We start from the raw sequence: 21741 nt of genomic DNA on the forward strand, positions 1-21741 counted from the left end.
ACTGTCCGGCCTGCCGCACCCATGAGCCAACCCAGCCGTAAACCCGTCCGCCCGCGCCGTTCGCGTGGCCGCTCTCGCGTTGTGATCATCGTCGCCGGCGTGCTGCTGGCGATCGCTGCCCTGTGGATGTGGCAGCAGCGCGGCTCTGCCCAGGACGAGGGCAATTGGCGTACCACCACGATCGAGCAGGGCAATATCCGCGTGGCGATTTCCGCCACCGGCACCCTGAGCGCGACCTCCACCGTGGTGGTCGGCAGCCAGGTTTCGGGCCAGGTGACGGATGTGCTCGTCGATTTCAACGATACGGTGAGCAGGGGCCAGGTGATCGCCCGGATTGATCCCAGCAGCTATGACGCCCAGATCGAACAGGGCAATGCGCAGATCGCCAGCGCCCGGGCTTCGCTGGCCCAGGCGCAGGCCACGCTTGCCAACGCCGAAGCCGATTACCAGCGCAAGGCCGGGCTCGGCGAGCGGCAGCTGGTGGCGCGCAGCGACATCGATCTCGCCCGTGCGGCGTTGGACCAGGCGCGGGCGCAGGTAGCCTCGGCGCAGGCGCAGATCCGACAGCAGACCGCTTCAACCCGCACGGTGCAGGTCAACCTCGACCGCACCGTGATCCGGTCGCCGGTGGATGGCGTGGTGCTTACCCGCACCATCGAGCCCGGCCAGACCGTGGCGGCCAGCCTGCAGGCGCCGGAACTGTTCACCATCGCAGAGGATCTGTCGAAGATGCAGATCGAGCTGGCCGTGGACGAGGCCGACATCGGCCAGGTGCAGGAAGGCCAGCAGGTGTCGTTTACCGTGGATGCTTTCCCCGGCCGCCAGTTCCGCGGTGAGGTGCTGCAGGTGCGCCTGGCCGCTACCGATACCAACAACGTCATCACCTATCCGGTGATGGTGGCGGTGGACAACAGCGACAGCACATTGCTGCCGGGTTTGACCGTGAACGCCGAGATCGAGGTCAGCCGCCGCGATGACGTGCTGCTGGTGTCCAACGCGGCGCTGCGCTATCAGCCGGCCGAAGCGGACGCGCGCGCGCCGCAGGGCGCCGCCGGCGCGAGGGGCGGCATGAACGATGAGCTGGACCGGGCGGCCTCCGGCCTCTCGCTGACTGCGGAGCAGCGGACCGCATTTGATGCTGCACTGGAGGGCATCCGCGCCCGCGCTGACGCCCGTCGGGCCACCGCGCCGCCACAGGGCGGGAACGGGGCAATGTTCGGCGGCGGGATGCGCCGCAGCGGCGGGGCCGGCATGCAGGCCCAGATGCGCCAGCGGATGGTCCAGCGCTACCAGCAGGACTTCGCCGATTTCCGTGCCACCCTGGACGATGACCAGCGCGCCGCGTGGGACCGCGAGCTGGCATCAATGGGCAGCGCCCGGTTCGCACCGCTCTACCGGCTGGTGGATGGCGGGCCGCAGATGGTGACGGTGCGCATCGGCGCCAGTGACGGATCCAACACCGAGGTGTCGGGCGATATCGCCGAAGGCGACATCGTGGTGACCGGCGCGCGGGCGCGGCAGTGACCGGGGTCCCGGTCATCGAGACCCGAGGCCTGGGCAAGGTGTATTCACCGGGTTCACAGGCCGAGGTGGTGGCGCTGCGCGACGTGGATCTGCGCATCGAGCACGGTGAATTCGTGGCCATCATGGGGCCGTCCGGGTCGGGAAAATCAACCCTGATGAACCTGCTCGGCGCTTTGGATAGCCCGAGCAGCGGCGAGTACCTGTGCGACGGGGTCGACGTGGCCACTTTGGATCCCGAGGAACTGGCGATGCTGCGCCGGGAAAAGATCGGTTTCGTGTTCCAGGGCTTCCACCTGCTGCCGCGCATGAGTGCCCTGGACAATGTGGCGATGCCGCTGGGCTATGCGCGGGTGCCAGTGGATGAACGCCGGGAAATGGCGCTGCAAGCTCTGGAAGCGGTGGGGCTGGGCGAGCGTTCGTCGCATCGTCCCAATGAACTGTCTGGCGGCCAGCAGCAGCGGGTGGCCATTGCCCGCGCGCTGATCAACCGGCCGCCGATCCTGCTGGCCGACGAGCCCACCGGCGCGCTGGACTCGAAAACCGGGGCCGAGATCCTGGCCCTGTTCGAGCGCCTGCGCGACCAGGGGCATACCGTGGTGCTGATCACCCACGATGCAGAGGTGGCCGCCCACGCCAGTCGCATTTTCGTCATGCACGACGGGGAACTGCACGAACAGCACGAACAGAGAGAAATCGAGGCCAGGTCATGACGTTCACCGATGTGCTGCGGACCGCGATCTTTGCCCTGCGGGGCAACTGGATGCGCAGTGCGCTGACCTCGCTGGGGGTGATCATCGGCATCGCGGCGGTGATCGTGATGGTATCGGTCGGCCAGGGCACGCAGGCGGAGATCGACAACCTCGTATCCGGGCTCGGCTCGCAGCGGCTGGACATCTCGCCGTCGGCGCAGCGCGGGCCGGGCGCGGCGCGAATGAGCGCGGGCAGCCGCTACACCCTGAGCCAGGGCGACGTGGACGCGATCCGCAATGAAATCCCGGAGGTCCAGTACGTGTCCGGTTCGCTGCGTGGCAATACCCAGGTGGTGTTCGCCGAGAGCAACTGGGCAGCCACGTGGCAGGGGGTGGAACCGGATTATTTCGAGATCAACGCCTGGCGGCTGGCTGATGGCGCGTTGTTTGAGCCGCAGGATTACAGCAGCGCCGCCAACGTGGTGATCCTGGGAGAAACGGTGCGTCGGGAACTGTTCGGTGACCAGCCCGGCATCGGTGAGACGGTGCGGCTGGGACGGGCACTGTTTACCGTGGCTGGCGTGCTGGAGTCGAAGGGCCAGGGCGGCTGGGGACAGGACCAGGATGACGTGATGATGGTGCCGCTGGAGACCGGCCGGCGCAGGCTGCTGGGATCCATGGGCCTGCCGCCGCGGGCGGTCATGCAGGTGGCGCTGACGGTGGCCAATGCCGACGACCTTGGCTATGTGCAGGGCGAGGTGGAAGCGCTGCTGCGCCAGCGGCACGGGATCGCGCCGGGCGAGGAGGATGATTTCGTCGTGCGCAATATTTCCGAGATCGTGGCGGCGCGCACGGCAACGACGCGGCTGATGTCGCTGCTGCTGGGCGCAGTCGCAGGGATTTCGCTGATCGTCGGCGGCATCGGGATCATGAACATCATGCTGGTGTCGGTGACCGAGCGGATCCGGGAGATCGGGCTGCGCATGGCGGTCGGCGCCGGGCCTTCGGATGTACGCCGCCAGTTTCTGGCCGAGGCGATGCTGATCTCGCTGATCGGCGGGATCATCGGCATCGCGCTGGGAGCGGTGGGAGCGCTGCTGGTGGGGCGGATGGGAGCATTGCCGGTGCAGCTGAACGGCCAGGTGATCGGCCTGGCGGCCGGGTTCTCGATCGCGACCGGCCTGTTCTTCGGTTATTACCCGGCGCGCAAGGCGTCGCAGCTCGATCCCATTGAGGCGCTCCGCCAGTAGGAGCGCGCCACGCGCGCGAAGCCGCGTGACGTGTAGTGTGCGGGCACCCCCGACGGCCCCCACGGGTCGCGGGGTATCCTCTCGTGTTTGACTGTCGAGGTGACGCCCGTGCGAGTACTGACATCCCTGCTGCTGGCAGCCATTGCGTTCACCGCAACCGCACAGGATGAAGCTGCGCCGCTCACTGCGCTGGTGATCCACGGCGGCGCCGGGGTGATCGAGCGCGGGTCGCTCAGCGAGGCCGACGAGCTCGAAATCCGTGCGGCACTGGATGCGGCGCTCGACGCCGGCAACGCTGTGCTGGCCCGTGGTGGCAGCGCGCTGGACGCGGTGGAGGCAACGGTGGTGGCTCTGGAGGAACAGCCGCGCTTCAACGCAGGCAAGGGCGCCGTGTTCAACGCTGAAGGACGCCATGAGCTGGACGCTTCGATCATGTACAGCGAGGACCGGCAGGCCGGGGCGGTGGCCGCGGTCACCACGGTGCGCAACCCGATCCGCCTGGCGCGCCGGGTGATGGAGCAGTCCCCGCACGTGATGCTGATGGGAGAAGGCGCGGAGCGCTTTGCCGATGATTACCCGGACCTGGACCGGGTGGACAACGCCTGGTTCGATACCGCTGCCCGGCGTGAACAGCTTGAGCGCGCGCGTCAGCGGGAGGAGGCGGAGCGCCAGGCTGCCGCCGGTCCAGCGCCCGGAGAGTATTTCGGCACCGTGGGCGCGGTTGCGCTGGATGCGCAGGGGCGGATTGCGGCGGCAACCTCCACCGGCGGCATGACCAACAAGCGCTGGGGCCGGGTGGGTGATGCGCCGATCATCGGGGCCGGCACCTGGGCTGACGCCAACTGCGGCGTGTCGGCCACCGGCTGGGGCGAGTTCTTTATTCGCAATGCGGTGGCCCACGACATCTGCGCGCGCATGGCCTACCGCGGAGACAGCCTGCAGACGGCCGCGGAAGCCGTGGTCATGCAGGTGATCCCGGAACACGGCGGCGATGGCGGGGTGATCGCCCTGGACGGTGAAGGCAACATCGCGCTGCCGTTCAACACGGCCGGCATGTATCGCGGCTGGATCGCGGCCGACGGCAGCCGTGGCGTCGCGATCTTCGGCGGCGAGGACTGATGGAGCCTGGCAAACAGGTGCCTGCCCGATCCCACCCTCGGGTATTCCCTATAGGGGCTGGCCCCAATTGCGGGGCGTCCTGCTGGCAGCCACACTCGGCCCAAGGATGGTGGCCAGGTATGGAGAGGGAGTCGGCATGACCGCAATCGGTTCTTACAACATTGTCTCGGGTGACACCCTGTCGCAGATCGCCCAGCGCTTGGGAACCAGCGTGCAGTCGCTGCAGGCCGTCAACCCGCATATCAACAACCCGGACCTGATCTTTGCCGGGGATTCTTTGCAGATATCGGGTGGTGCGGGGTCTGCGGCACAGGGCGGTTCCGCGCCAACCGCGGTTGGCACCCAGGCGGTCAACGGACCCGTGGCCGGGCTGCAGGGAGCGAACGCGGCTGCCATTGCCGAGCAGTTCATCGGTCGCAACGCCGGGGATCTCAAGCAAAGCAATGAGCTTCCGATGGAAAGCTGGGTCCCGGACAACGTCAACTGTGCCAACTTCGTGTCGGCCTGCCTGCAGCAGGCCGGTCTGATCAACTCCGGCCAGGCCAGCGCATCGGTGGATCAGCTTGCCAACAACCTGCGCGGAGCGGGCTGGCAGCAGACCCCGCTGGCCAACGCCAAGCCGGGCGATGTGGTGCTGATGCAGAGCAACGGCCAGTCCCACGTGGTGCTGTTTGCAGGCTTCGAGAACGGCACTCCGAAATTCATAGGTTCCAACAACGTGAATTCCGACGGGACCCAGCGCATCAGCTGGGGTGGCGCATCCGGCAACTATTACCTGTTGACGCCTCCCGGCTGACGATCTGCCGATTGACCGCTGACCGGCTGCCCGTCGCCGATCAGCCGCCGAGGCCAAGCAACTGGCTGGGGGCTCCGTGCTTCTGCGGCCAGGCCAGCCAGGCCACATCGGTCGGAAGAATGGTCTGATCGACCACCTGCCAGGCGCTGTCGCCGGTGCTGGCGTCCTCGTGTCGCCTGAACAGCACCGCGGCCAGGTCGGAAACACCGCCGGCCGCTGCCGCTTCGGCAAAAGGCGTGTCATCGAGCGTCAGCGCGCCGCCGCCGGTATCCCGCAGGCGGGCCCTCACGAACGCCCAGTGGCCGCAGCGGTCGACCGCCTGCAGGTCCAGCTCCACCGGTTTGCCCAATCTGGCCCGCGCCCGTTCCAGGGTCAGGTCGACCAGCGCCTGCCAGTCGGAGTCATCGGATTGCAGGGATAGCAGGGCTGGACCGGGATTGGACGTCATGGGCGGGACTCGCTGTCTGCCAGAGGAGGGCGCCGCAGCTTCGAGGCCGTCAGTCGCACCGGCAGTGAAACAGTGCCCGACCGGCAATGCAAATCCCCGGGGGTGCGGGCGGAAGCCCGGGGTATGGCAAAATAGCGGTTTCGCGTGAGCCGGAGACATGGCCGACGAAATCGGGCATCTGCCGCGCCGGCCGGCGCGGATCATCAAGGCGACGGTCTGGTCGATGCAGGGCCTGCGTGCGGCCTGGTTGCATGAGTCGTCGTTCCGTCTGGAGATCTATCTTCTGGCGGTGCTCGCGCCGCTTGCCCTGTGGCTGGGCGACAGCGGCGTGGAGCGCGCGCTGCTGCTGGGAAGCTGCCTGCTGGTGCCGATGGTGGAGTTGCTCAATTCGGCGCTGGAAGCGGTCATCGAACGCTTTGGCAACGAGCCCCACGAACTGGTGGGCCGGGCCAAGGACATGGGTTCGGCGGCCGTATGCGTGGCCATGATCAATGCTGGCGCAGTCTGGGCGCTGGTCCTCATTCCCCGCTGGCTCTGACCGGCGTGAATCAATCCCCAACGAACATGTTCAAGGACTTCCGCCAATGATGGAATTGTTGACCGACCCGCAGGTCTGGATCCTGCTGGTGACGCTGAGCACGATCGAGATCGTGCTGGGCATCGACAACCTGGTATTCATCTCGATCGCCGTGGGCCGGCTGCCGGTGGAACAGCGCGAGTTCGCGCGCAAGTTCGGCATCGCCGTGGCATGCATCACCCGTATCGGCCTGCTGCTGACCCTGGCCTGGCTGGCCCGGCTGACCACGGACCTGTTCATGCTGTTCGGGCAGGGGATTTCGGTGCGGGACCTGATCCTGGTCCTTGGCGGCCTGTTCCTGCTGGTCAAGGGCGGCATGGAGATCCGGGAGCAGGTCCTGGGAGGCCATGACGAGGAAGGCGGCGGCAGGGGCAAGGCCGTGGCGTCGTTCGGGTCGGTGATCGCGCAGATCGCAGTGATCGACATCGTGTTTTCGCTGGACTCGGTGATCGCCGCCGTCGGCATGGCCGGCGACTACGTGCCGGTGATGGTGTGCGCGATCCTGATTGCGGTTGGCGTGATGCTGCTGGCCGCCCAGCCGATGGGCCGGTTCATCGACAGCAATCCGACAGTGAAGATGCTGGCATTGGCCTTCATCCTGCTGATCGGCGCTTTCCTTGTGGCCGAGGGCTTCGAGCTGCATATCCCGCGCGGCTACATCTATGGGGCGATGGGTTTCTCGGCCATGGTGGAAATCTTCAATCTGTGGGCCAAGCGGAATGAGATGCGCCGCCAGGGTATCCAGCCGCCTCCCGTGGACGAACCCCGCCAGCCGATGCCACGCTGATAGGCTGAGCGCTTTGACACAGGGGCAGTGCCGATGAGTTACCTGCACCAGATCGACCCGGTGGCGTTTGCACTGGGGCCGCTGCGCGTGCACTGGTATGGGCTGATGTACGTCGTCGGCTTCGGCGTGGCCTGGTGGCTGGGGCGCAGCCGCATCCGCGCCGGACGGCTGCCTGGGGTGAACGAGGACGCGTTTGGCGACCTGATGTTCTACGGCCTGCTGGGGGTGATCCTCGGTGGCCGCATCGGTTACGTGCTGTTCTACGCCTTCGGCGATTTCCTGGCCGATCCGCTGATGCTGTTGCGGCCCTGGGAAGGCGGGATGAGCTTCCACGGCGGGCTGCTCGGAGTGCTGGTGGCGATGTGGTTCTGGTCGCGCCGACAGCGGCTGCACTTCTTCGACACCGCGGACTTCGCGGCGGTGCTGGTTCCCCAAGGGCTGGGCTTCGGCCGCATCGGCAACTGGATCGGCGGCGAGCTGTGGGGCAAGCCCACCGATGGCGCCTGGGGCGTGGTGTTTCCCAATGCGCTGCCCGCGGAGTTCCGCGGCCTGGATGCGGCCGCGCTGCGCGGACTGCATGAGTCAGGTGCGCTGGAGGCCTTCGCGCGTCATCCGTCACAGCTGTACCAGGCGCTGCTGGAGGGGCTGGTGCTGTTCGCGGTGCTGTGGCTGTACTCCAGGCGTCCGCGGCCGCGCTATGCCATTTCCGGGCTGTTTGCGCTGGGCTACGGCGTGTTCCGGTTCCTGGTGGAGTTCGTGCGTGAGCCGGACGCGCACCTGGGCTACCTGGCGTTCGACTGGTTGACCATGGGCCAGCTGTTGAGCCTGCCGCTGATTGCGCTGGGCCTGTTCCTGCTGTGGAAATCACGCAGTGCGCCGACCCTGCAGCCGCAGGTTCCGGCAACTGCCAAGGAGTCGTCCTGATGCGCCAATATCTCCAACTGCTTGGTCATGTGCTGGAGCACGGGACTGAAAAAGCGGACCGCACCGGCACCGGCACGCGCAGCGTGTTCGGATGGCAGATGCGCTATGACCTCGGGGAAGGTTTCCCCCTCGTCACCACCAAGAAACTGCACCTGCGCTCGATCATCCACGAGCTGCTGTGGTTCCTGAAGGGTGAGACCAATGTCGCCTACCTGAAGGAAAACCGGGTCTCGATCTGGGACGAGTGGGCGGATGCGGACGGCGAGCTGGGGCCGGTGTACGGCAAGCAGTGGCGCCGCTGGGCCGACGGCAAGGGTGGCGAGATCGACCAGATCCGCTGGGTGATCGAGGAGATCCGCCGCAACCCGGATTCCCGCCGGTTGGTGGTGTCGGCATGGAACGTGGCCGATCTGCCGCAGATGGCGCTGCAGCCCTGCCACACCATGTTCCAGTTCTACGTGGTCGACGGAAAGCTCAGCTGCCAGCTGTACCAGCGCAGCGGCGACATCTTCCTGGGCGTGCCGTTCAATATCGCCAGCTACGCGCTGCTGACCCACATGGTGGCGCAGGTGACCGGGCTGGGGGTGGGGGATTTCGTGCACACCTTGGGCGACGCGCACCTGTATTCGAACCACTACGAACAGGCTCGCGAGCAGCTGGCCCGGAAGCCGCGCACGCTGCCCGGGTTGAAGCTCAATCCGGAGGTGGATGACCTGTTCGCCTTTGGCTTCGACGATATCGCCATCGAAGATTACGACCCGCTCCCGGCGATCAAGGCGCCGGTTGCGGTCTGAGCAGGCCGAAGATGCGGATCTCGCTGATCGCGGCGATGGATTGCGACCGGGCCATCGGCCGCGACAACGATCTGCCCTGGCGGCTGCCGGAGGACCTGAAGCGGTTCAAGGCGCTCACCATGGGTAAACCTATGCTGATGGGCCGCAAGACCGCGCAGTCGCTGGGCCGGGCCCTGCCGGGCCGGCGTAACGTGGTGCTGACCCGCAGCGGCCGGGCGCCGTTTGCGGGCATGGAGGCAGTGGCATCGGTCGAAGCCGCGCTGGACGCGGCGGATGGCGCGCAGGAACTGTGCGTGATTGGTGGTGCCCAGATCTATGGGTTGCTGCTGTCCAGGGCCGATGTGCTGCACCTGACCCTGGTCGACGCCCGGGTAGAGGGTGCCGACACATTCTTTCCGGCGTTTGATCCCCGGCAGTGGCGGGAGGCCCGCCGGGAGGAGCACCCGGCCGATGCGCGGCATGCGTTCGGCTATGCGTTCGTCGACTACCTGCGCGTGGCCGGGAAGTAGCGGCGCGGGCTCAGTCGGCGCTCGCGTCGCGCCCCGGCACCTGCACTACCCGCAGTTCCTCGCTGTCCAGCTGCAGGGCAGTGAGCTTGCCGCCCCAAACCGCGCCGGTATCCAGCGCGTGCACGCCGTGGCCGATGAACAGCCCCAGCGACGACCAGTGGCCGCAGACGATCTTCAGGTCGCGCTCGGCCCGGCCCGGCACTGAATACCATGGGTAGAGGCCCGGCTCCTGGGTGCCGGGAGGACCTTTCTCATCGAAGGCGATCCGCCCGCGCGGCGTGCAATAGCGCATCCGGGTGAACATGTTGATGATCGCCCGTTCGCGCTCCACGCCCTTGAGCCCCGGAGACCAGGCAGGACGATCGCCGTACAGGTTACGCAGCAGCTTGCGATAGCCTTTCCCGCGCAGCCGGCGCTCGACTTCGGCGGAATGCTCCAGGGCCATTGCCGTGGTCCACTTCGGCGCCAGGCCGGCGTGCACCATCATCCAGCCCAGGTCGCGATCCGCGTGCACCAGCGGCTGGCCGCGCAGCCAGTCCAGCAGCTCGTCACGGTCTTCGGCAAACAGGACCCGGCGCAGGTCCGGGTTCACGCGCCGCTGCTGCGCCTCGTCGCGCTCGCCGATCGCCAGCAGCGACAGGTCATGGTTGCCCAGGACCACCCGGCAATGCGCGCGCAACGAGTGCACCAGGCGCAGGGTTTCAAGTGACTCCCCGCCGCGGTTCACCAGGTCCCCGCACAACCACAGGGTGTCGCTGGCGGGATCGAAGCCGATGCGTTCCAGCAGTCGCTGCGTGGGGCCATAGCATCCCTGCAGGTCTCCGATTGCCCAAATGGCCAAGGTTTGCTTCCGTCTCTGTCAGGTCAGTGCAGGGTGCGGGGCGCAGCCAGGGTGAACGGCGGGATCGGCGCGTCGAAGTGGGTTCCGTCGTCGCCAACCATGTCGTACTTGCCCTGCATGCTGCCAACCGCGGTTTCCAGCACTGCGCCGGATGTGTATTCGAACTCATCGCCAGGCTCGAGCCGGGGCTGCTGGCCCACTACGCCTTCGCCGTGCACCTCATCGACCTTGCCGTTGCCATCGGTGATGATCCAGTGGCGGTGCACCAGCTGCGCCGGCAGGCGCCCCAGGTTGCGGATGCGGATGGTGTAGGCGAACACGTAATGTTCGCGCTCGGGCTCGGATTCCTCTTCCAGGAACCGGGCTGCGATCTGGATTTCCAGTGTGTAGTCGGGGGTCTCTTCCATGACGACAGTGTAATGGGAGCGGGTGAACGCTTTGGCTAGTCGACCGGCGGGGTGTTGGCCAGGCGGATGAAGTCCTGTACCGGCAGCTGTTCGGCGCGGGCCTTGGGGTCAATGCCTGCCGCGGCGAGGGTGGCTTCGCTGCACAGGCCTGAAAGTGCGTTGCGCAGGGTCTTGCGGCGCTGGCCAAAGGCCGCACGGACCACGGCGGAAAAGCGCGCTGGATCCGCGATGCCGGTTTCACCGGTGGGTCTGGGTGCCAACCGCACCACCGCGGAGTCGACCTTGGGCGGCGGGCGGAATGCGCCCGGCGGCACGGTAAACAGCGGCACCACGATGCAGCTGGCCTGCAGCATGACGCTCAGCCGGCCATAGACCTTGGATCCCGGCGGGGCCGCCATCCGGTCCACGACCTCCTTCTGCAGCATGAAATGCATGTCGGTGATCGCGCCAGCGTGCTTCAGGGCGTGGAACAGGATCGGCGAGGAGATGTTGTAGGGCAGGTTGCCCACCAGCCGCAGCGGCGGACCATCGGCGGCCAGGGCCGTGAAGTCCACCTCCAGCACGTCGCGGTGGATCACTTCCAGGTCGCCGGCGCTGCTTGCGGCGTGGGTGAGCGGAGCAATCAGGTCGCGGTCGAACTCGATCACCGTCAGCGCGCCGTGGCGGCGCAGCAGCGGCAGGGTCAGCGCGCCCTGGCCCGGGCCGATTTCCACCACCCGGTCGCCCGGGTGCGGGGCGACGGCATCGATGATGCGATCGATATAGGCCGATTCGTGCAGGAAGTGCTGGCCGAGCGCTTTTTTGGCGCGGCCGAAGCCGGGTGCAGGCGCTCCGCTCATGCCGGCATCCCGGCCCGCGTTGCCGCCAGGCGGGTACAAGTGTCGAGTGCGGCCATCAGGCTGGCGGGCGTGGCCCGTCCGCTGCCGGCAAGTTCCAGCGCCGTTCCATGGTCCACTGCGACCCGCGGCCACGGCAGGCCGAGGGTGAGGTTGACGGCGTGCTCGAAGCCGCTGTGCTTGAGCACCGGCAGGCCCTGGTCGTGATACATGGCCAGCACCGCATCCACCTCGCGCAGCTTTGCAGGCAGGAATGCGGTGTCCGCCGGCAGCGGGCCCAGCAGTTGCATGCCGTCGCCGCGCAAGCGTTCGAGCACCGGCTGGATCACTTCGATCTCCTCGCGGCCCAGATGGCCATCTTCGCCGGCATGCGGATTGAGCCCGAGTACGGCGATGCGCGGCCGGGATATGCCGAAGTCTTCCTGCATCGAGGCATGCAGGATCCGCAGGGTCCGTTCCAGCGCGGGCGCGGTGATGGCGTCGGCCACCTCGCGCAGCGGGAGGTGGGTGGTCGCCAGGGCAACCCTGAGCACCTGGTTGGCAAGCATCATCACCACTTCGCGCCCCGTCCATCCGGCCAGCAACCCGGTGGTGCCGCTGTAGGCGATGCCTCCCGTGTTGATGACGGCTTTGTGCACCGGGCCGGTGACCATCCCATCGATCTCGCCACGTTGGCAGGCGTCGGTGGCGGCGCGCAGCGCGGCAATGACGCTGGCGGCGTTGGCCGGGTCGGGTGTGCCAAAAGCGGGCAGCAGGGGATGGGTGACTTCGATCAACTGCGCACGACCGGGGCCGGTCCCACCCAGTGGCAGGGGCAGGTCCAGCACATCGGCCGCGCGGACCAGGCTGGCCCGGTCGCCATAAATGGTGATGTCAGCACCGAAGTCGCGCTGCAGCGCAGCCACGCACAGTTCCGGCCCTACGCCGGCCGGCTCGCCCGGTACCAGCGCAAGGCGGGGACGGGCCATCTCAACCGTCGGTGTCGGCGCCGTCGCCGATCCGGATATCGACGTAGGCTTCGCTGCGCAGCTCGCGCTGGAAGCGGTTCCACTCGTCTTCCAGCTTGCGCTGGCCAATGCTTTCGCGAACCAGGTTGCGACGGTCTTCATCGTCAACCTCGGCCTGGCGCGAAGCGAGGCGCTGTACCACGTGCCAGCCGGCCTGGGTGCGGAACGGCTGCGACACTCCTCCGTCCTCCAGAGGGGCCACCTGGCTGCCGAATTCGGGGCCGAACTGGTCGTCGGTGAACCAGCCCAGGTCACCACCGCGGGGGCTGCTGGAAGGGTCTTCCGATTCCTGTGTGGCCACTTCGGCGAAGTCCTCGCCAGCAACGATGCGGGCACGCAGCGCTTCGGCACGCGACCGGGCCGAGGCGTCCTCAGCGGGGTCCTGGCCGGCCCGGATCAGGATATGGCGGGCCTGGTACTGGGTGACCCTGTTGCCGGCGGTATCGCGCACATCCACGAGCTGCAGCAGCTGGAAACCGCTGGGACCCTGGAACGGGCCGAGCATGCTGCCCGGCTGCATGGTGGGTACGGCGGTGCCGAACGCGGCGGGGATCTCATCAATCCGGCGCCAGCCCAGATCGCCGCCTTCCAGGGCGTTGGGGCTGTCGGAGTAGCGCACCGCTGCGGCTGCGAAGTCCATGTCGTTGCGTTCGATCAGGTCCTGGATGCCTTCGACCTTTTCCCGGGCCACGTTGATCTGTTCCGGCGTGGCACCGTCAGGCACCGCCACCAGGATGTGGGCCAGGCGGAACTGGGTGCCTCCGTCCTGCGAGCGCAGGGCGGCATCAACTTCGCCTTCGCTGACCACGATCCGGGTCTGGGCGAAACGCTGGCGCAGGCGCTGGGTCATCAGCTCCTCGCGCAGCGAGCTGCGGAACTCGCTGAACGCCATGCCGTCGGCTTCCAACTGCATGCGCAGCTGATCGACCGTGCCGCCGTTCTGCTGGGCGATGGCTTCGATGGTGGCGTCGATTTCCGCATCGTCCACGCGAATACCGGTGTCGGCAGCGCGGTCGGTCTGCAGCCGCATCAGGATCAGCCGCTCCAGTACCTGGCGCTGCAGGATCGGCAGCGGAGGCATTTGCCCGACCTGATCGGCGAACTGGATCTGGATGTTGCCAACCGCGCGGTCAAGCTCGCTGCGCAGGATCACGTCCTCGTCGACGACGGCGGCGATCTCGTCCAGTGGCTGCACCTGCTGGGCATGCACGGTACCACCCAGAAGAGCGGCGGCGAGAAGGGAAAGGAGGAGTTTCTTCATGGCATGGGGTCGAAGTAGTAGTCGTCCCCATCGTCGCCGCGGCCGCCCAATTCGGACGGAGGCACCAGATAGAGGTCGTCACGGTAATAGCCGAGAATAGCACGGCGCAGGCGGTCTTCCATGCCGGGTCCGGCCGAGCCCAGGCCCTTCAGTTCAACTTCCAGCTGGATGGAATCGTTGGTCTCGCCCAGCCGGTTGCGCACATAGTGGCGGCCCACCAGACGCACAGCCAGGCAGCAGCTGTCCCACTGGATACCGGCGATGCCCTCGAGCACCTGCTGGTCGCGGAGCGAATAGTAGTACCGGCCTACCAGGCTCCAGGTGGCATTGATCGGGTACAGGAAGGAGAAATCCACCTGCTCCAGCTGGCTGCGGCGATAGCGGTAGCCGAGGTTGACGATGCCGTCGTCGCCGAGCAGGTAGCGGGTGCGCAGGGCGACCAGGTCGTCGCGCCGGTCCTTGGGATCCCACTGGTAGCCGGCGTTGAAGGTCCAGCGGTCGTTGACCGCGTAGCTGCCTTCGGCGACCCAGGAAGATTTGCCGTCTTCGATCTGGCCGGTTGTGGGAGTCAGCCCCACCCGTGAATCCTCGAAGTAGCGGATCTGGCCCACGCTCAGCGCCAGTTTCTCCTGGCCATCGGACTCGCGCAGCATGCGCGTGCTCAAGGCCAGGGTGAGCTGGTTGGCGTCGGCCTGGCGGTCGGCGCCGGAGTAGCGGTTGTCGCGGAACAGTTGGCCCCAGCTGAAGGTCAGGTTGCGGGTGTCGAACCGGGGCAGGTCGTCCTGGTAGCGGTAGGGGACGTTCAGATAGAACAGCCGCGGCTCGAGCGTGTGCAGGTAGTTCTCGCCGCGGAATCGGGTGTCGCGGTCGAAGAACAGGCCCGCATCCACGCTGGTGATGGGCAGGCTGCGGCTGGGCGAGGTATCCGGCGCCGCGGAGTTGATGCTGCGGGCCAGAGCGTCGTCCAGCTGATAGGTGGTATAGCGCCAAGCCATGCTTGGACGCACGTACCATGAGGCCCCTTCAATCGGCAGCGAGACGTAGGGCTTGAGGTCGATGCGGCTTCCGCCCGGCTTGAACCCGCTGTCGACATGGGCGAACCGGGTCAGGTCGGTCTGCATGCCGGCCACCAGCCAGGGCCGCAGAGGCTGCTCCCAGTTCGCATACAGCCGCGGCAGGCGGTAGTAGGGCAGGTTGCGCTCGCGCAGGGTGTAATCGGACAGCACCCGGTAATCGGCCGTCACCGCCGCATCCCAATAGCGGCCCCTTCCGTAGACGCCCATGGTGCTGGTAAGCGTGCTGGGCGAGGACTCGGCGAGGCTGCTGCTCAGGTCCTCCAAGTAGCGGGGGTCGCTGATCCAATTGAGGTTGGCACGGGCCTGCCAGGTCCGGTTGATGTTGTGCCGGCCGTTGAAATGGAACATCCCGCGGTCTTCCTTGCGCCAGTTCTCCGGGTGGATTCCTTCGTCGATCTCGCGCTGGCGTTCGTTGGGAGCCAGGTCGTCCGAGGGCAGGTACTCAACTTCAAACGTGCCGCGACCGGAGTTGGTCAGGTAACGGAACTCGGTACCCAGCAGCAGGCCGCGGCGGCTCATCAGCCGCGGCTCCAGGGTCATGTCGTAGTTGGGCGCCAGGTTGAGGTAGATCGGCTGGCTGTAGTCGAAGCCGTTGCGGCTGTTGTAGCCAATTGCCGGGTACAGCAGGCCGGTCTTGCGGCGATCGTCGATCGGGAACTTGAACCACGGCACGTACAGCACCGGCACCGATCCCAGGCGCAGCGTGGCGCCACGGGCGGTGCCAAAGCCGTCTTCCATGTCGATGTCGATCTGCCGCGCGCGCAGCTCCCACATGCGCTCGCTGGGCGGACAGGTGGAATAGGTTGACCCGTACAGCGAGCCGTAGTCGCCGGCGAGTTCCGCGCGATCCGCGCCGCCGCTGCCGCGCTGTTCAATCAGCTGGTAACGCACGCCGCCGATGCTGTGCGAGTCCTGCTGCTGATCGCCCTGCAGCCGCTCGGCCACGATGCGCATGCCCGAATCCTGGTAGCGGACGCTGCCTTCCGCAGTGTAGGTGCCGGTCTGGGCGTCGAACATCAGGTTGTCGGCGCTGAGGAACTGATCGCCGCGGCGCAACGACACGTTGCCGTCGTAGTTCATCACCTGGTCGTAGACGCCGCTGAGCGCATCGCCTTCGATGTCGGTGGGGTACTGGTCCCGGTCCGCTGCCGTACCCGAGGGCGGCGGGGCATCGGGAAACTCGGGGACAGCATCTTCCAACGGGCACAGGCGCCACATTCCCGGGCGCTCATCGGCGAGCGCGGTCAGGGAAAAGGCAATGCACAGCGGCAATGGCAGCAGGCGGAGGGCTCGGCGCACGCAGGGTTTTCCGGTCAGTCCAAAAGCGGTCGCCAGCATGCCGCATCCCTTGTAAAGCGGCAATGCAATGCCATGTAAGGCATCATCGGGACCATGGAGAAAACGATGAGCAACAAGCCAAACGACCGAACCGAGGCTGAATGGCGCGAGGTGTTGAGCGATGAGCAGTATGCGGTGTGCCGCTGTTCCGCCACTGAACCGCCTTTCACAGGCAAGTACTGGGACCACAAGGAGACGGGCACCTACCTCTGTGTTGCCTGCAGCAGTGCATTGTTCGGGTCCGGCGCGAAATACGACTCCGGCAGTGGCTGGCCCAGCTTCCACGCGCCGATCGCCATTGATTCGGTCAGCGAGCATGAGGACCTCAGCCACGGCATGCGCCGGGTTGAAGTGAAGTGCGCGCGCTGCGAGTCCCACCTGGGGCACGTGTTTCCGGATGGCCCAGCGCCGACCGGGCTGCGCTACTGCCTCAATTCCGCCGCACTGGACTTCAAGGCCACGCCGGAAGGCGACTGAGCGGCAGGTGCCTCAGTCCCGGTGCGCATCCGGACTGCCCAGCAGTGCCCGCGCGTGGGCCAAGCAGCTTTCCTGCAGCGCACGCAGGTCATAGCCGCCTTCAAGGGTTGACACCATGCGACCTGCGGCGTGGTGTACAGCGATCGTTCGCAGCTCGCCGGTCAGCCAGCCGAAATCCTCGCCGTCCAGCTGCAGCTGGGCGAGCGGGTCGCGCCAGTGGGCGTCGAAGCCCGCTGAAACCAGCAGCAGCTGGGGCTTGAAACCGTCCAGCTCCGGCAGCAGCCGCTCGCTCCACGCCTCGCGGAAGGCGCGACTGCCGGTGCCGGCGGCCAGCGGCACGTTCACCAAATTGCCAACACCGCGTTCGCGGCGCTGCCCGGTATCCGGGTACAGCGATTCCTGGTGCGAGCTGAGATACATCACCCGCGGCTCTGACTCGAAGATGGCCTGGGTGCCGTTGCCGTGGTGGACGTCGAAATCAATGATCGCCACCCGGGTCAGGCCATGCCGATCGAGTGCGTGAGCAGCGGCAACGGCAACGTTGTTGAACAGGCAGAAGCCCATTGTCTCGCCGCCGGTGGCATGGTGGCCGGGCGGGCGCACGGCGCAGAACGCCACCGGCACTTCGCCGCCCATCACTGCATCGACCGCGGCGATGCCCGAGCCCGCCGCACGCAGCGCAGCTTCGGCCGAGGCAGGGGAAAGAATGGTGTCCGGATCCAGGTGCATGGTCCCTGTCACCTGGGTCTCAAGCACCGTCTGCAGCAGCGATTCCGAATGCACCCGCAGCAGCTGTCCGCGGCTGGCGGAAGGGGCTTGCTGCCAGTCGATGCCGGGCATGCCGTCGCGCAGGGCCTGGATCACTGCGCCCAGGCGTTCGGGGCGCTCGGGATGGCCTTCCCCGGTGTCATGGGCGATGCAGGCGGGGTGGGTATAAACCCGCAGGCTCACGGCTTGCGCCGGTCGTGATCCCAGAGGACTTCGCCGTGCCCGTCAACGCGGGCCAGCACCCGTGAAAGCACGAACAGCAGGTCGGACAGACGGTTGAGGTAGTGGATCGCCTGGGCCCTGACCGGTTCGTGGCGGGCCAGCGTGACCGCCTCGCGCTCGGCACGGCGCACCACGGTACGGGCCACGTGGCAGCGTGCAGCGGCTTCGCCTCCACCGGGAAGGATGAATTCCTTGAGCGGCGGCAGTTGCTGGTTGAAGTGGTCAAGCCTGGCTTCCAGATGTTCGATATCGGCATCCTGGATCGCCGCGTGGCCGGGGATGCACAGCTCCCCGCCAAGGTCGAACATCTGGTGCTGGACGCGGGTGAGCACGTCACGTACTTCGTCGGGCAGCTTGCAGGCTTGGATCAGGCCGATGGTGGAGTTGGCCTCGTCCACCGTGCCGTAGGCGGTGACCCGCGCGGAATCCTTGGGCACCCGGCTTCCGTCACCCAGACCGGTGGTGCCGTCGTCCCCGGTGCGGGTGTAGATCTTCGAGAGCCGATTGCCCACCGGCGGCGGCCGTCAGGCGGTCTGGGCGCGCAGCGCCGGAACGCGGCGGCGCAGCAATTCGAACCCGCCAAACAGCACCGCCGACCAGAACAGCGTGCCCAGCAGGGTCCAGTGGAAGAACGGGATAGCTGCCGCGTAGCAGGGTGCCAGGCCCGCGACGCAGTGGGCGTGGCCGGGAACCGTGGTGGCCGTGGTCCAGACCATGAAGTTGGTCACCGCGAAGAACAGTACCGAGCCGGCGACCGACCCGCCCAGCACGCGCACGCTGCTGACCTTGCCGCGCAGGCCGAAGCCGACCAGAGTGGACAGCAGGATGCAGGCGTAGACCGATAGCGCGACCGGGCTGGTCATGTGCTGCAGGTAGATGCCGCCATTGGTCGCAGCCAGCGCCAGGTCGGATACCAGCATGGCGGCCAGCGGCACCAGCATCGCCCAGCGGCGGCCCGCGAAGTAGGCCCCGGAAAACAGCGCGATGGCGATCACCGGCGAAAAGTTCGGCGGCTGCGGCAGCAGACGGGTCAGTGCGGCGGCGACGATCAGGCCCGTCAGCAGCAGGGGACCGAGGGCGAGGCTGGGAGCTTGGTCGGAACTGTTCATCGGCTGGTCGCGGAGCTTTTGGAGTGGAAGGCGATAGCATAGCGCAATGCCGCAACCCAGCTCCCACTCCAGCCCTCCCTGCCACGATGTACTGATCGTCGGCGGCGGCCTTGTTGGAGCCAGCTTGGCGATCGCGCTCGACCGGTTGGGGATGGATGTCGCCCAGGTCGAGGCATCGCCCGCAGGCTCCCTGCCGCCGGTGTTCGATCAGCGCAACCTGAGCTTTGCCGACGCCACGGTCAATGCGCTCACCGCGCTTGGTGTGATGCAGGAACTGCGCATGCCGCCGGGGCTCATCCGGCGCATCCACGTCAGCCGGGCGGGTGACTTCGGCCGGGTCTGCATGGAAGCGGCCGACTACGGTCGCGAGGCGTTTGGCCAGGTGGTTGTGGCCAGTGATTTTGGCCAGGCGCTGGAAACACGCCTGGCGCAGCTGCACGGCCTGACCCGCTATCGTCCGGCGCGCTTTGTGGGCTGCAGCGTGGAGAGCGATCTGTGCCGGGTGCGGATTGCACAGGACGAGGGCGAGCGCACCGTGCATGCACGCCTGTTGGTCGGCGCCGACGGCAGTGCCAGCGGCGTGCGCGCTGCATTGGGGATCGAGGCCGACCATCGCGACTACGACCAGACCCTGCTGGTGGCGCGGGTGCGCACCTCCAACTCCCCCGATGGGACCGCCTGGGAGCGCTTCACCGCCCACGGCCCCACCGCGGTGCTGCCGCGCAGCGACCGCCATTACGGCGTGGTCCACGGCGTGGCCGGCGGGCAGGCCGAAGCCGCGATGGCCTGGGACGAGACGACCTACCTTGCGCGTATCCAGGCCGCTTTCGGCTGGCGCGCCGGACGGTTCCTGGCTGCCGGTCCGCGCAGCGCCTATCCCATGGTCAGGGTGGTCGCGCGGCGCACCGTGGCTGGCAGAGCGGTCCTGGTGGGCAACGCCGCCCAGAGCATGCACCCGGTGGGTGCCCAGGGCTTCAACCTCGGCCTGCGCGATGCGCTGACCCTGGCCGAGCTGCTCGCCGCGCACCGCGACGATCCCGGCAGCGCACAGATGCTTCGCAGCTACGAGGAGCTGCGCCGTGAGGACCGGGAACGCACCCTGGAATTTTCCGACGGCCTGGCCCGGGTGACCGCCAACGATGCGCCGCTGCTGCGGCCGCTGCGTGGCCTCGGGTTACTGGCGGTGGACCGTCTGCCTGCACTGCAGGCGCGACTGGCGGGCGGAGCCATGGGCTATCGCGGGCAGGTGCCGGCGCTGTGCCGGAGGTCGCAGGCATGAGCCGCCGGATGCGCAGCGACGCGGTGGTGGTTGGCGGCGGCGTGGTCGGCGCGACCTGCGCGCTGGCGCTGGCCGGCGAAGGATTGCGGGTTGAGCTGGTGGAAGCCGCGTCCGCCCGACCCTGGAGCCGGGAGCAGCCGGACCTGCGGGTGTTCGCCCTGGCTCCGGACAACATTGCGCTGCTGCAATCAATTGGTGCCTGGGATGCGATCCGCCTGGCGCGCGCCCACCCCTACCGGCGGATGCGGGTCTGGGATGCGGCGGGTGGAGACGAGCTGCTGTTTGACGGCGATGCCTATGCACGCGATGCGCTGGGCTGGATCGTTGAGAACGGCCTGCTGGTGGATCGGCTGCGTGCGGCATTGCCCGCGGCTGGAGTGGATGTGCATTGCCCGGCCCGGGTGCAGTCGTTCGAACAGGATGAGGACGGCGCTCGGTTGGAGCTCGACGACGGCCGCCGCATGGCAACGCGGGTGGTGATTGCCGCCGATGGAGCGGAATCCAGTTTGCGCCGCATGGCCGGTATTGGCACCCGCGGCCGCGACTACGGCCAGCGCGGCGTGGTGGGCTACGTGGATGCGGAGCTCGGGCATGAGGACACCGCGTGGCAGCGGTTCCTTCCGGGAGGCCCGCTGGCCTTCCTGCCCTGCGCTGATGGCAGCTGTTCGATCGTCTGGTCGCTGCCCGACGCGGAGGCGACGCGCGTATTGGCGCTGGATGATGCCGCGTTCGGTGATGCGCTCACCCGGGCGTTCGGCGGCCGTCTGGGGACAGTGCGCCCGCGTTCGCCCCGTGCGGCATTCCCCCTGCGGTTACGTCTGGCAGACACCGCCCAACAGGGCCGTCTGCTGCTGCTCGGCGATGCTGCCCACGTCGTTCATCCGCTGGCCGGCCAGGGAGTGAACATGGGCTTGCGCGACGTGGACGGGTTACGCGAGCTGGTGCGTCGCGCGGGCGAAGGTTGGGACTCCCCGCATCGGCTGCGGCGCTGGGCGCGGCGGCGCAAAAGCGAGAATGCCGTCGCCGCGTGCACGTTCGACGGCATCGATCGGGTGTTCTCCAACGACGCGCTGCTGCCCACGCTGCTGCGTGGGCAGCTGTTTGGCGCGGCCTCGCGGATCGGCCCGGTCGCACATCTGCTGTGGCGGCGGGCTGCCGGGCTCTAGCGGGGCAGCCGGACAATGCAGGCGCTTCAGCGATTCCAGCCCGCCAGTTCCTCACGGCTCAGCTGACCGTCGCCATCCCGGTCCACGCCGTCGAATTCGGCGGAAAGGGTCGGATTGGCCTGCGCTTCGCTGCGACTGATGTGCCCGTCGCTGTCGGTATCAAGGGTGTCGAAATCAACGCTGTAGTCACCCACGACCGAGCTCGGCGGATGCTCGTGCAGCGTCACGTCACGACCCTGCTCGTTCCCGAGCACATGGCTGGTGGTGTCTGATTGTGCGGGCGGCGTGGCCGGCGGAGGCTGGGTTTCATCCGTCCACGGCGGGGCGGCCTCGACCGGGTCGGTGGGCGGCACCGCTTCAGGGGGCGTGGTGTCGACCGGGGTGATTGGATCCACCGGGGGTTCGGTCGGGGCCGGCTGTGCGAGCGCGGCGAACGGGATGGCCAACGCCGCCAGGATTGCAATCCGGAGGCTGCGGATGTCTTGGCTGGGCTTCACGGGATTTCTCCAATAGGGATGGCCGACGCCGATACAGCGC

The 21741-nt window shown here is 67.4% G+C and carries 23 protein-coding genes and 1 pseudogene; 13 read left to right on the forward strand and 11 right to left on the reverse strand.

Annotated elements, in window-relative coordinates:
* The first annotated feature begins 21 nt into the window (after window positions 1–21).
* The 5 genes from ACW7G3_RS08610 (at window position 22) to ACW7G3_RS08630 (ending at window position 5378) form a co-directional block, all read left to right on the forward strand.
* Window positions 22–1524, forward strand: a complete 1503-nt coding sequence (locus ACW7G3_RS08610; RefSeq protein WP_456982311.1) for an efflux RND transporter periplasmic adaptor subunit — start codon at window positions 22–24, stop codon at window positions 1522–1524.
* Window positions 1521–2234, forward strand: a complete 714-nt coding sequence (locus ACW7G3_RS08615; RefSeq protein ID WP_456982312.1) for an ABC transporter ATP-binding protein — start codon at window positions 1521–1523, stop codon at window positions 2232–2234. The genes ACW7G3_RS08610 and ACW7G3_RS08615 overlap by 4 nt, the downstream gene beginning before the upstream one ends.
* Window positions 2231–3463, forward strand: a complete 1233-nt coding sequence (locus ACW7G3_RS08620; RefSeq protein WP_456982314.1) for an ABC transporter permease — start codon at window positions 2231–2233, stop codon at window positions 3461–3463. Before ACW7G3_RS08615 ends, ACW7G3_RS08620 begins: the two co-directional genes overlap by 4 nt.
* A gap of 117 nt (window positions 3464–3580) precedes the next feature.
* Window positions 3581–4582, forward strand: a complete 1002-nt coding sequence (locus tag ACW7G3_RS08625; protein WP_456973735.1) for an isoaspartyl peptidase/L-asparaginase family protein — start codon at window positions 3581–3583, stop codon at window positions 4580–4582.
* Between the two features lie 136 nt (window positions 4583–4718).
* A complete protein-coding gene (locus ACW7G3_RS08630) occupies window positions 4719–5378 on the forward strand; it encodes a LysM peptidoglycan-binding domain-containing protein (RefSeq protein ID WP_456982316.1) in 660 nt (219 codons plus the stop codon).
* Window positions 5379–5418: 40 nt separating this feature from the next.
* Here the strand turns inward: ACW7G3_RS08630 and ACW7G3_RS08635 are convergent, their stop codons facing one another.
* Window positions 5419–5826, reverse strand: coding sequence for a hypothetical protein (locus ACW7G3_RS08635; protein ID WP_456982317.1), 408 nt, complete (start codon window positions 5824–5826; stop codon window positions 5419–5421).
* 157 nt (window positions 5827–5983) lie between these two features.
* On the opposite strand from ACW7G3_RS08635, the gene ACW7G3_RS08640 reads away from it, so the two are divergent.
* The 5 genes from ACW7G3_RS08640 to ACW7G3_RS08660 are packed head-to-tail and all read left to right on the forward strand — an operon-like array spanning window position 5984 to window position 9417.
* Window positions 5984–6364: a diacylglycerol kinase gene (locus ACW7G3_RS08640; protein WP_456973458.1), complete on the forward strand. Its 381-nt coding sequence runs from the start codon at window positions 5984–5986 to the stop codon at window positions 6362–6364.
* Window positions 6365–6410: 46 nt separating this feature from the next.
* Window positions 6411–7190 (forward strand): TerC family protein, encoded by a 780-nt coding sequence (locus tag ACW7G3_RS08645; RefSeq protein WP_456973456.1) that lies wholly within the window; start codon window positions 6411–6413, stop codon window positions 7188–7190.
* Between the two features lie 33 nt (window positions 7191–7223).
* The gene (gene lgt / locus ACW7G3_RS08650) at window positions 7224–8114 is read left to right on the forward strand and encodes a prolipoprotein diacylglyceryl transferase (protein WP_456982318.1); all 891 of its coding nucleotides are present in this window, start codon (window positions 7224–7226) and stop codon (window positions 8112–8114) included.
* Window positions 8114–8908 (forward strand): thymidylate synthase, encoded by a 795-nt coding sequence (locus ACW7G3_RS08655; RefSeq protein WP_456982319.1) that lies wholly within the window; start codon window positions 8114–8116, stop codon window positions 8906–8908. The genes lgt and ACW7G3_RS08655 overlap by 1 nt, the downstream gene beginning before the upstream one ends.
* Window positions 8909–8919: 11 nt before the next feature.
* A complete protein-coding gene (locus tag ACW7G3_RS08660; RefSeq protein ID WP_456982321.1) occupies window positions 8920–9417 on the forward strand; it encodes a dihydrofolate reductase in 498 nt (165 codons plus the stop codon).
* Here the strand turns inward: ACW7G3_RS08660 and ACW7G3_RS08665 are convergent.
* From ACW7G3_RS08665 to lptD, 6 genes and pseudogenes are all read right to left on the reverse strand, one after another.
* Window positions 9329–10258: pseudogene (locus tag ACW7G3_RS08665) on the reverse strand (symmetrical bis(5'-nucleosyl)-tetraphosphatase); the annotation flags it as partial. The gene ACW7G3_RS08660 and the pseudogene ACW7G3_RS08665 sit on opposite strands and share 89 nt — an antisense overlap.
* A 23-nt stretch (window positions 10259–10281) precedes the next feature.
* Window positions 10282–10665, reverse strand: a complete 384-nt coding sequence (apaG, locus tag ACW7G3_RS08670; protein ID WP_456973448.1) for a Co2+/Mg2+ efflux protein ApaG — start codon at window positions 10663–10665, stop codon at window positions 10282–10284.
* 35 nt (window positions 10666–10700) lie between these two features.
* The gene (gene rsmA / locus ACW7G3_RS08675) at window positions 10701–11504 is read right to left on the reverse strand and encodes a 16S rRNA (adenine(1518)-N(6)/adenine(1519)-N(6))-dimethyltransferase RsmA (RefSeq protein WP_456973446.1); all 804 of its coding nucleotides are present in this window, start codon (window positions 11502–11504) and stop codon (window positions 10701–10703) included.
* Window positions 11501–12469, reverse strand: a complete 969-nt coding sequence (pdxA, locus tag ACW7G3_RS08680) for a 4-hydroxythreonine-4-phosphate dehydrogenase PdxA (protein ID WP_456982322.1) — start codon at window positions 12467–12469, stop codon at window positions 11501–11503. The genes rsmA and pdxA overlap by 4 nt, the downstream gene beginning before the upstream one ends.
* A gap of 1 nt (window position 12470) precedes the next feature.
* The gene (locus ACW7G3_RS08685; protein ID WP_456982323.1) at window positions 12471–13769 is read right to left on the reverse strand and encodes a peptidylprolyl isomerase; all 1299 of its coding nucleotides are present in this window, start codon (window positions 13767–13769) and stop codon (window positions 12471–12473) included.
* Window positions 13766–16144: an LPS assembly protein LptD gene (gene lptD, locus ACW7G3_RS08690; RefSeq protein WP_456982324.1), complete on the reverse strand. Its 2379-nt coding sequence runs from the start codon at window positions 16142–16144 to the stop codon at window positions 13766–13768. The genes ACW7G3_RS08685 and lptD overlap by 4 nt, the downstream gene beginning before the upstream one ends.
* Window positions 16145–16249: 105 nt before the next feature.
* Here lptD and msrB point away from each other — a divergent pair, with 105 nt between their 5' ends.
* Window positions 16250–16660 carry a peptide-methionine (R)-S-oxide reductase MsrB gene (gene msrB, locus ACW7G3_RS08695; protein ID WP_456973438.1) on the forward strand — a complete coding sequence of 137 codons (411 nt, stop codon included), beginning with the start codon at window positions 16250–16252 and terminating at the stop codon, window positions 16658–16660.
* Window positions 16661–16672: 12 nt separating this feature from the next.
* Here the strand turns inward: msrB and ACW7G3_RS08700 are convergent, their stop codons facing one another.
* From ACW7G3_RS08700 to ACW7G3_RS08710, 3 genes are read right to left on the reverse strand one after another with little or no spacing between them, the layout of a single operon-like run.
* Window positions 16673–17605 (reverse strand): histone deacetylase family protein, encoded by a 933-nt coding sequence (locus tag ACW7G3_RS08700; RefSeq protein WP_456982415.1) that lies wholly within the window; start codon window positions 17603–17605, stop codon window positions 16673–16675.
* Window positions 17606–17607: 2 nt separating this feature from the next.
* Entirely contained in the window at window positions 17608–18162 is a 555-nt protein-coding gene (locus ACW7G3_RS08705; RefSeq protein ID WP_456973436.1) for a cob(I)yrinic acid a,c-diamide adenosyltransferase, read from the reverse strand.
* 12 nt (window positions 18163–18174) lie between these two features.
* Window positions 18175–18759, reverse strand: a complete 585-nt coding sequence (locus ACW7G3_RS08710) for a DUF6580 family putative transport protein (protein ID WP_456982326.1) — start codon at window positions 18757–18759, stop codon at window positions 18175–18177.
* Window positions 18760–18805: 46 nt separating this feature from the next.
* Between ACW7G3_RS08710 and ubiH the strand changes: the two genes are divergently transcribed.
* Both ubiH and ACW7G3_RS08720 read left to right on the forward strand, forming a co-directional pair.
* Window positions 18806–20038: a 2-octaprenyl-6-methoxyphenyl hydroxylase gene (ubiH, locus tag ACW7G3_RS08715; protein WP_456982327.1), complete on the forward strand. Its 1233-nt coding sequence runs from the start codon at window positions 18806–18808 to the stop codon at window positions 20036–20038.
* Window positions 20035–21204: an FAD-dependent monooxygenase gene (locus tag ACW7G3_RS08720; protein WP_456982328.1), complete on the forward strand. Its 1170-nt coding sequence runs from the start codon at window positions 20035–20037 to the stop codon at window positions 21202–21204. The genes ubiH and ACW7G3_RS08720 overlap by 4 nt, the downstream gene beginning before the upstream one ends.
* A 26-nt stretch (window positions 21205–21230) precedes the next feature.
* Here ACW7G3_RS08720 and ACW7G3_RS08725 read toward each other — a convergent pair whose 3' ends face one another.
* Complete coding sequence (locus tag ACW7G3_RS08725) at window positions 21231–21701, reverse strand: hypothetical protein (RefSeq protein WP_456982329.1); 471 nt, start codon at window positions 21699–21701, stop codon at window positions 21231–21233.
* Between the last annotated feature and the right edge of the window lie 40 nt (window positions 21702–21741).

The sequence above is a fragment of the Luteimonas sp. A478 genome (assembly GCF_054052025.1).

Bases quoted from the DNA above. Each gene is read 5' to 3' on its own strand.
- ACW7G3_RS08610 (WP_456982311.1), top strand. From the start codon at position 22: ATGAGCCAACCCAGCCGTAAACCCGTCCGCCCGCGCCGTTCGCGTGGC.
- ACW7G3_RS08685 (WP_456982323.1), bottom strand. From the start codon at position 13,769: ATGAAGAAACTCCTCCTTTCCCTTCTCGCCGCCGCTCTTCTGGGTGGT.
- ACW7G3_RS08635 (WP_456982317.1), bottom strand. From the start codon at position 5,826: ATGACGTCCAATCCCGGTCCAGCCCTGCTATCCCTGCAATCCGATGAC.
- ACW7G3_RS08645 (WP_456973456.1), top strand. From the start codon at position 6,411: ATGATGGAATTGTTGACCGACCCGCAGGTCTGGATCCTGCTGGTGACG.
- msrB (WP_456973438.1), top strand. From the start codon at position 16,250: ATGAGCAACAAGCCAAACGACCGAACCGAGGCTGAATGGCGCGAGGTG.
- lgt (WP_456982318.1), top strand. From the start codon at position 7,224: ATGAGTTACCTGCACCAGATCGACCCGGTGGCGTTTGCACTGGGGCCG.
- rsmA (WP_456973446.1), bottom strand. From the start codon at position 11,504: ATGAGCGGAGCGCCTGCACCCGGCTTCGGCCGCGCCAAAAAAGCGCTC.
- apaG (WP_456973448.1), bottom strand. From the start codon at position 10,665: ATGGAAGAGACCCCCGACTACACACTGGAAATCCAGATCGCAGCCCGG.
- ACW7G3_RS08630 (WP_456982316.1), top strand. From the start codon at position 4,719: ATGACCGCAATCGGTTCTTACAACATTGTCTCGGGTGACACCCTGTCG.
- ACW7G3_RS08655 (WP_456982319.1), top strand. From the start codon at position 8,114: ATGCGCCAATATCTCCAACTGCTTGGTCATGTGCTGGAGCACGGGACT.
- ACW7G3_RS08710 (WP_456982326.1), bottom strand. From the start codon at position 18,759: ATGAACAGTTCCGACCAAGCTCCCAGCCTCGCCCTCGGTCCCCTGCTG.
- pdxA (WP_456982322.1), bottom strand. From the start codon at position 12,469: ATGGCCCGTCCCCGCCTTGCGCTGGTACCGGGCGAGCCGGCCGGCGTA.
- ubiH (WP_456982327.1), top strand. From the start codon at position 18,806: ATGCCGCAACCCAGCTCCCACTCCAGCCCTCCCTGCCACGATGTACTG.
- ACW7G3_RS08720 (WP_456982328.1), top strand. From the start codon at position 20,035: ATGAGCCGCCGGATGCGCAGCGACGCGGTGGTGGTTGGCGGCGGCGTG.
- ACW7G3_RS08620 (WP_456982314.1), top strand. From the start codon at position 2,231: ATGACGTTCACCGATGTGCTGCGGACCGCGATCTTTGCCCTGCGGGGC.
- ACW7G3_RS08660 (WP_456982321.1), top strand. From the start codon at position 8,920: ATGCGGATCTCGCTGATCGCGGCGATGGATTGCGACCGGGCCATCGGC.
- ACW7G3_RS08640 (WP_456973458.1), top strand. From the start codon at position 5,984: ATGGCCGACGAAATCGGGCATCTGCCGCGCCGGCCGGCGCGGATCATC.